We start from the raw sequence: 6,798 nt of genomic DNA, 5'->3' as shown, positions 1-6,798 counted from the left end.
GCCGCGCCCGGCCCAGTCCCCCGGCCCGCGCTGGGCCGCGCCCCCGGGTGCTTCTATCGGGGCCCCCGCCCCCCCCCCCCCCACGGACGCGGGGGCGGGGCGGGGGGCGAGGGCCGTCGCGTCGGACGGGCCGACGCCGTGGCGCAGCAGAGCGTGGAGCAGGGGGCCGAGGCCGGCCCGGTCCACCCGGCCGGGCCGGACCAGACAGTCCCACTCGTAGGCGGGGTCGCACGGGCCGCCCGGGAAACCGGGGTCCGCCAGTTGCAGGCTGACCAGCAGGGAGGCGTACGGGCCCGGGGCCACCGGGGCTGCGGGCGTCACCGGGTGCGGGGGCGGGGCGGGCAGCACGGCGTGCTGCGCTCCGGGCCGGTACCGAGCGGACCGTCGGCACGTGGGACGAGAGGGGGATCGTCTCCGTACAGGTACACCGGCTGGCCGACCATGGTTGCCTCGTTTCGGCGGTTCGGGCAGATCACTGAGTGGAGTCGGACACGGCGAAGGCCGCGCTTCCGACGCTACGAGAGCCCTGCGGACCTGCCACTCCAGACCGCCCGATGGAGTGAGCGGCGCGGGACCGGGTCACGTGCGGAGCACGCCCCGGTCACTGTGCGGAGCGCGCCCCGCCCGCGCCCGACCGCCCCGCCGCGCACCGCCCCACACAGGAGGGCGGCAGCCGGACGGGGCGGGGCCGGTTCAGCCGTGCGTACGGCGCCTGCGGGCCACGGTCACCAGGGCGGCTCCCGCCGCGGCGACGGCAGCCGATGCGCCGATGAGGGCGTCGGCCGGGACGGCGGAACCGGTGGAGGCGAGTGCGCCGCCCGTACCGGCTCCGCCGGTGGCGCCGCCCACCGGACCGCCTCCGGCCGAACCGCCTCCGACCGTTGACCCGCCGGCCGTGTCCGGGCCGCCGGCGTCGGTGGTGGTGCCGGTGGTCCCGGTACCGCTGGTGGATCCGGAAGGCGGACGGGCGTCCGCGCTGAGCGCGAGAGCCACCGTCACCGGGTCGATGGCGTCACCCGCGTGGTAGAGGGATCCCGTCGTGTCATTGGCGAACTGAGCCGCGCCGTCCGCCGTGAAGGCCGCCGGGACGTTCTTCCACTGCACCACGTCACCCTTGGCCGTGTAGGTGACCTTGGAGAGGTCGAGCGAGGCGAAGTCGACGTCCTGGTGCACCCCCTTGGGTGTGGTGACATCCGCGCTCAGCGTGCCCTTGGCGCCCTTGGCCACGATGTGGATGTCCGAGAGTGCGATGTCGAGCCGGTGCGCGGTGTAGAGGAACCGCACACGGCCGCCGAATGCGGCGTTCAGGGTCTTCTTGCCGCTGTTCAACTCGGCCTGGGCAAGCGGGAAGTCGAACCCGTCGGCGTTCTTCGCGGCACCGGCCTCGGTCCTGATCTCACCGCCGCTGAGGATGTACGTACGGAAGGACTTCTTCACGCCCCAGGCGAGCGTGCCGTGCGCCACCTGACCGGGCGTCTGCTCCGGCCCGGCCGGGGTTCCGGTGGGGGCGGGCTTTCCGGTCGGCCCGCCCGTCGGCTCACCGGTGGGCTTTCCGGTCGGTCCGGTGCCGGGGCCAGTACTGGGCTCCGTACTCGGTCCGGTGCCCGGTCCGGTGCTCGGTCCGGTGCCCGGTCCGGTGCTCGGTCCGGTGCTGGGCCCGGTGCTCGGTCCGGTGCCCGGTCCGGTGCTGGGCCCGGTGCTCGGTCCGGTCGGGGTGCCGAACTCCAGCCGTACCGTGATCGGATCGCCCTCGGCCCCGGCGTACGAGGCCGAACCCAGCACGTCACCCGCCTCCTTGGTGAGCGTCGCGGGCAGCTCCTCCATCGAGGCCCCCGTCGCCTTCACTTCGGCGAGCGGCACATCCTGCCGGGTGCCGCCGTCCTGGGTGACATCGGCCGTGATCCGCTGGGTGCCACTGTCGAACCGCAGGTCGGAGAGGGTGACTTCGAAGCCGTGCCCCTTGGGAGGCGGGGGCGAGGAGAAGGTGACGCTGCCGGTGAAGGCCGCCTTCACCGTGTGCGTTCCGGGGTCGTACGCCCCCTGGGCGCCGCCGAACCGGAAGGTGCCGTCGGCGTTGCGCCCGGCTCCGTCCGCGGTGCGTATATCCCCTGCGGCCATGCCGGTGACGTACGCGCGGTAGGACTTCTTGACGCCCCAGTCCAGCGTGCCGCCGGTGATGTTCAGCGGCGTGCTGGGCGGCCCGTCGGCGGCGAGCGCGGGCAGGGCGAAGGCGGTGGCGCCGAGCGCGGTCACCGTGGCGACGGCGGCGGCCAGAGCCATCGGGCGGCGGGTAACGGCCATGATCAGGTGTCTCCTTGGGAGCGTGCCGATGGGACGGCATGGCGAGTGACATGACGTGTCGTGGGGTACGGGCGGGTGGCGGCCGGTCCTGGTCCGGCGTCGGCGCACGGTCAGCGCTGTCCGCCCCGGCGCCTGCGGACGGCCAGGAACACCAGAGCCGCGACGGCGATGACGCCCGCGCCGAGACCGGCGTACGTGCCGGTGCGGCCGGCCGCCGACCGGGCCGCCGTGTTCGCGGCGACCGGGTGCCCGGACTTCCTCTCCGCGGCGGGGGCAGGGCTCGGCGTACTGCCCAGATCGGGCAGGGCGGGCAGCGCGGCCTCGCTGTCGACGGCGACGGACAGCGACACCGGGTCCATCGCGGTGCCCGGCCGGTACATCGAGCCGAAGAGTTCCGCGCCGCCCGCGGTCAGCTTCGTCGGCGCATCGGCGAGTGCGATCAGGCCGTTCCTGGCAATGAGTTGCCGGGCGCTGAAGGTCGCCACCGGCTTCCCCGCGGCGGAGAGGGTGCCCTCGCCGTCCCTGACCCTGACGGCCAGTCCGGTCAGCCGCACATCCAGCCCGGTCCCGGTGAAGCGGACCGTGCCCGCGAAGTGCGCGTCGAGCGTCTGTTTCCTCTCGTCGTATGTGCCCCTGCCGCGCGGGAAGCGGAAGAGCGCACCGCCGTCCTGGGCGCCGCCGGAGAGGGTCCACTTGCCCCGGGCGACGGAGCCGGTGACGTACTCACGGTAGGTACGGCGCACCCCCCAGTCGACGGCGGCGTCCCGGATGGCTCCGGCGGGGTGGTCCTTGACGGCTTTCCCCGAAGGATTACGGTCCGACGGCTTCCCCTCCCCCGGCTTCCCGGACCTCCCGGAAGGCGCCCCGGCAGAGTCGCTCGGGTGCGCGGCCGGCTGGACCACATCGGCCGACAGGCTCACCGGGTCGAGCGCCGTACCCGCCGGGTAGTAACCGGCGAAGGCACCGGCGCCCTCTGAAGTGAGCTTCGCGGGTACGGAGTTGAGGGTGACCGGGGAGCCGCCGCCCTTCATGGTGACACCGGACAGCGCCAGCGTGGCGAGCGGCACCTGCGCCGATGCGGTGAGCCGCCCGGTGGTTCTGGACCTGCTGGCCATGTCGGCGTAGAGCGTGCCGCGGCCTCCGGAGATCCGGACGGTGGGGCGGCTGATGGTGAGGTCGAGTTCATGGGTGCCGTCCGCTTTCCGGTGCCCCACGAAGTGGACCCCGCCGGAGAACGCCGCGCTGAAGGCACCGCTGTCCGGGTCGTACGAACCGGTGGCCGAGTGGAACCGGAACTGCTCCCCGCCCACCGTGGCCGCACCGCCCTGAATCCCCCAACTCCCTTGCGCGATGGGGCCGGTGACATAGCTCTGGAAGGAGGACTTGATCCCCCAGTCCAGCCGGCCGCCGCGCACCGTGCGGTCCGCCGCGGGGGCGGCGGACGCCGGGAGCAGGGCCACCGGCAGGGCCGCGAGGAGCACGGCGGCCAGCGCACGGACCGGTCGACAGGACAGCATGGAATCCCCCCGGAGGGCTGGTTAGTGAGGTAAGGCTAACCTAAGCTATCCCCGACTCGGCCGGAACCCTTCCGGCCCGGGAACCCGACAGAACGACAGGACGGTGTCCTCCGTGCGCACACCCCGGACGGCCGGTGTACTGCTCTCCGCGCTCGCCCTCGCTCTGGCAGCCACCGGCTGCGGCAGTACGCACACCACACCCGCCGCACGGTCCACCGGAACGGGCCGCGCCGCGTCGGCCGCCCCCGCCGACCGGGTCGAACCCCTGGCCGCAGCACCGCACGCCCGGCTCCCCGCACACATCCGTTCCGCGGACGGGCGGCGGGTGACGGTCACTTCGGCCGACCGGATCGTCCCGCTGACCGGAAGTCTGAGCGAGATCGTCTTCACACTCGGCCTGGGCAGGCACGTGGTCGCCCGCGACATCACCGCCACCTTCGAACAGGCGCGGAAGCTGCCGGTGGTGACCCGCGCGCACGACGTCTCGGCGGAGGGCGTCCTCTCCCTGAAGCCGACCGTCGTCCTCGCGGACACCACGACAGGGCCGGTGGAAGCCATCGCGCAGATACGAGAGGCGGGCATCCCGCTGGTGGTCGTGGACCCGGCGAAGGGGCTGGGCGACATCGACCGCCGGATCGACGCGGTGGCCGGTGCGCTCGGCGTGCCGGGGCCGGGTGCGGAGCTGAAGCGGCGCACCGCCCAACGGCTCGACGCCGTAAGGAAATCCGTCCCCGCCCGCAAGGGCCCGGCCCGGCTCCGGGTCGCCTTCCTCTATCTGCGCGGCAGCGCATCGGTCCATCTGCTCGGCGGCCGCGACTCCGGGGCCGCCTCGCTCCTTGAGGCGGCCGGCGCGGTCGACGCGGGCAAGGCGTCCGGTCTGGACAAGGACTTCACCCCGATCACCAGCGAGGCCCTCGCCAGGGCCGCCCCCGACGCGATCCTGGTGATGACCAAGGGGCTCGCATCGGTCGGCGGCATCGACGGCCTGGTGAAACTGCCCGGCGTCGCCGAGACCCCGGCCGGTATGGACCGCAGGGTCGTCGCGATCGACGACGGGGTGCTGCTGAACTACGGGCCGCGCACCGACCAGGTGCTGAAGTCCCTGGTCGCGCAGTTGTACGCGAACGGGAAGTGACCGGTGACCACCCGCACCCCCGGCGCCGCCCCCGTACCGGCAGAAGACCCCGCCCGCACACCGGCCCGGGACACCGCCGTACCGGCCCGGGACTCCGCTCCCGTACCGGCCGAAGCCTCGTCCACCACCCCCGAGCCGCGTCAACGACGCCCGACCACAGTCCTCCTGACGGCTGGTCTGCTCGCCGCGCTCGTCCTGCTCTGTCTCCTGTCGGCGGGGATCGGCGCCTATCCCATCCCGCTCCATGACGTCCTCTCATCGGTGCTGCACCGGGCCGGTCTCGGCGGCTCGACTCTCGACCGGGTCGGCGAGAGCGTCCTGTGGAACGTACGGCTGCCGCGAGTCGTCCTCGCCCTGCTCGTCGGGGGCTCGCTCGGCTGCGCGGGCGCCCTGACGCAGGGCGTGTTCGGCAATCCGCTGGCCGAACCGGGCGTCATCGGCATCTCGTCGGGCGCCGCGGTCGGCGCGGTCTCCTCCATCGCCCTCGGGCTGAACTTTTTCGGCAACTGGACGGTGACGGTCTGCGCGTTCGCCGCCGGGCTGGGGACCGTACTGCTGGTGTACGCGCTCTCCCGCTCGGGCGGGCGGACCGAGGTCGTCACGCTGATCCTCACCGGTATCGCGGTGAACGCATTCGCCGGGGCGCTGATCGGGCTCTGCGTCTTCTTCGCGGACAACGCCCAGATCGCCCAGATCACCTTCTGGCAGCTGGGCTCGCTGTCCCAGGCGACCTGGCCGAAGGTGCTCGCCGTGCTGCCGTGCGCGGTGCTCGGTCTCGCCGTGGCGCCCTTCACGGCACGGAAGTTGGACCTGCTGGCGCTGGGCGAGCGGCCCGCCCGGCACCTCGGGGTCGACGTCGAACGGCTGCGGCTGGTGCTCGTACTGGTCGTCGCGCTGCTCACGGCTGCGGCGGTGGCCGTCGCCGGGATCATCACCTTCGTCGGGCTGCTCGTCCCCCATCTGCTCCGGATGGCGAACGGCCCCGGCCACCGCTTCCTGATCCCGGGCAGCACGCTGGGCGGTGCGGTGATCCTGGTGGCCGGCGATCTGGCCGCGCGGACCGTGGCGGCGCCGGCCGAACTGCCGCTCGGGGTGCTGACGGCGCTCTTCGGAAGCCCGTTCTTCTTCTGGCTGCTGCGCAGAACGCGCCACCGCACCGGCTGGGCGTGACCGGGCCACCCGCCGCACCGCCTGGGCCCGACCAGGCCGCCGCCCGGGTGCGATCCTGCCGCCGCCCGCCGCACCGCCCGGACATGCACCGGCCGCCCCCACTCCGTACCCCCTCCCCCCGAGGTGACCCGTGCTCAGAGCCCTTTTCCGGAACCGCCCCCGTCAGCTCCCCGCCAGCCATCCACCCGGCACTCCCCTGGCCCAGGCCCACGGCCTCCACCTGCGTCTGGGCGGCCGTGCCGTCCTCAGCGGTATCGACCTCACGGTGCGGGCAGGTGAACTCCTCGCGCTCGTCGGCCCGAACGGCGCCGGGAAGTCCACGCTGCTCGCCGCCCTGGCGGCCGATCTGCCCGCGACGGAGGGCGGGGTACGCATCGACGGGCGCCCCGCCGCCTCCTGGCCGGCCGCCGAACTCGCCCTGCGCCGGGCCGTGCTCCCCCAGTCCGCCGGCCTCTCCTTCCCCTTCCCGGTCGAGGAGGTCGTACGGATGGGCCGCGCCCCCTGGGCCGGTACGGAGCGGGCGGACGACGACGGACCGGCCGTCGCCGGTGCGATGGCCGCCACCGAGGTCGCCGCGGGGGGCGCCCCGCCCGGCCCCCCCCACTCCAGCGGCGCAGACGCCCCGGGCGGCCACGCCCCCGGGGGCCGCCCCGCGGCCCCCCCACGGGAGGGCGA

At 74.2% G+C, this 6,798-nt stretch carries 5 protein-coding genes and 1 pseudogene; 3 read left to right on the top strand and 3 right to left on the bottom strand.

The genetic code is table 11. From position 1 onward, the window contains the following. The 3 genes and pseudogenes from ACFXBC_RS24400 to ACFXBC_RS24390 form a co-directional block, all read right to left on the bottom strand. Nucleotides 1-348, bottom strand: a pseudogene (locus ACFXBC_RS24400) (hypothetical protein); the annotation flags it as partial. A gap of 345 nt (nucleotides 349-693) precedes the next feature. Next, a complete protein-coding gene (locus ACFXBC_RS24395) occupies nucleotides 694-2,301 on the bottom strand; it encodes an HtaA domain-containing protein (RefSeq protein WP_385028225.1) in 1,608 nt (535 codons plus the stop codon). Between the two features lie 110 nt (nucleotides 2,302-2,411). Beyond that, nucleotides 2,412-3,818 carry an HtaA domain-containing protein gene (locus tag ACFXBC_RS24390; protein WP_385028222.1) on the bottom strand — a complete coding sequence of 469 codons (1,407 nt, stop codon included), beginning with the start codon at nucleotides 3,816-3,818 and terminating at the stop codon, nucleotides 2,412-2,414. 103 nt (nucleotides 3,819-3,921) lie between these two features. On the opposite strand from ACFXBC_RS24390, the gene ACFXBC_RS24385 reads away from it, so the two are divergent. The 3 genes from ACFXBC_RS24385 to ACFXBC_RS24375 form a co-directional block, all read left to right on the top strand. Next, nucleotides 3,922-4,953 carry a hemin ABC transporter substrate-binding protein gene (locus ACFXBC_RS24385; RefSeq protein WP_385028219.1) on the top strand — a complete coding sequence of 344 codons (1,032 nt, stop codon included), beginning with the start codon at nucleotides 3,922-3,924 and terminating at the stop codon, nucleotides 4,951-4,953. A gap of 3 nt (nucleotides 4,954-4,956) precedes the next feature. Continuing rightward, complete coding sequence (locus ACFXBC_RS24380) at nucleotides 4,957-6,123, top strand: FecCD family ABC transporter permease (protein WP_385028216.1); 1,167 nt, start codon at nucleotides 4,957-4,959, stop codon at nucleotides 6,121-6,123. Between the two features lie 130 nt (nucleotides 6,124-6,253). Then, a partial coding sequence (locus ACFXBC_RS24375) for an ATP-binding cassette domain-containing protein (protein WP_385028213.1) occupies nucleotides 6,254-6,798 on the top strand: 545 nt, incomplete at its 3' end.

This window comes from Streptomyces sp. NPDC059398 (assembly GCF_042751845.1).
Taxonomy (GTDB): domain Bacteria; phylum Actinomycetota; class Actinomycetes; order Streptomycetales; family Streptomycetaceae; genus Streptomyces.
Note: the sequence above shows the minus strand (reverse complement) of the source record. Positions and strands in the feature narration are given on the sequence as shown.